Origin of the sequence: Streptomyces sp. SM1, from assembly GCF_002910825.1 — a bacterium.
GTDB classification, from domain to species: domain Bacteria; phylum Actinomycetota; class Actinomycetes; order Streptomycetales; family Streptomycetaceae; genus Streptomyces; species Streptomyces okerensis.
On record NZ_NEUB01000570.1, the window covers coordinates 1 to 999 of the forward strand.

Consider the following 999-nt stretch of genomic DNA (forward strand, 5'->3'; position numbering starts at 1 on the left):
GCATGCGCTGGGCCATCTCGATGTCGACGACCGTGCCGCCGCTCACGGGCCGCACGACGCGGATGTAGGCCGGCGTACGGCCCGTCATCTTCTCCGCGAACTCGCCGACCGCGATCAGCGCCCCCGTACGGGTGTTCACGGCGGCGACGGACGGCTGGTCGACGACGAGTCCGACGCCCTTGACGAACACCCGGGTGCGGGCCGCCCCCAGGTCGACGGCGAAGTGGCAGCGGCGCAGCTGCTCCAGACTTGCGGTCACGGCAGACCCTCCCGAGTGCGGCCCGGCGGCCCGACGGACGACGGACCTCTCAGGCATCGTGCGCGCCGGGCGGGGGCGGGCGCCTTTCCTGGGGGGCCGGGTGGGGGGCCGCCGAACGGGGTCTCTCAGCCGTGGGGCGCCCGGTCCGCCGGTCCCACGACCCCCCTGACCACCCCCAGCTCCACCAGGTCCTGCGGGCGGATGCGGAGCTGGTCCGCCGTTGTCTCCACCTCCCGCGGGGGGCGTTTGAGGATGGCCGCCGCGAGTTCCGGGGCGATCACCGAGAAGTAGCTGTCCGGGGTGGCCCAGGTGTTGCCGGGAGCCGCCAGGGCCAGCGCGCCGCCGGAGCCGCCCTCGCCGACGACCAGGGTGGTCACCGGCGTACGGGCGGCGGCCACGGCGCCGAACAGGTCGGCGATCGCGGCTCCCGCGCCCTGCCGTTCCGCCTCCGCGTCGTTGGCCGCGCCCGGCGTGTCCACCAGGGTCAGCACCGGGATGCCGAGCCGGTCCGCGAGCCGGACCAGCCGGGCGGCCGTGCGGTACCCGGCGGGACGGGTGGCCGTCCCGGTCTGTGCCGCGTAGGCGACCGTACGTCCCTCGTGCTCGCCGAAGCCGCAGAGCATGCCGTCGGGGTCCGTGCCGCCGCAGCGGTCGCCGCCGATCGTGACGCGGGAGGTGAGGTAGGCGTCCAGGTAGGCGGTGGCGCGCGGGCGTTCGGGGGAGCGGGCGCGGCGGACCGC

2 protein-coding genes are annotated in these 999 nt (G+C 76.3%); both read right to left on the reverse strand.

Annotation, left to right across the window (positions count from 1 at the left end; all coding sequences use genetic code 11):
* Window positions 1–259, reverse strand: a 259-nt coding sequence (locus tag B9S61_RS13830) for a rod shape-determining protein (protein ID WP_146064834.1), incomplete at its 3' end; no start/stop codon positions are given.
* A 125-nt stretch (window positions 260–384) separates the two neighbouring features.
* The coding region (locus tag B9S61_RS13835) for a carboxyl transferase domain-containing protein (protein ID WP_308457767.1) at window positions 385–999 on the reverse strand (615 nt) is incomplete at its 5' end.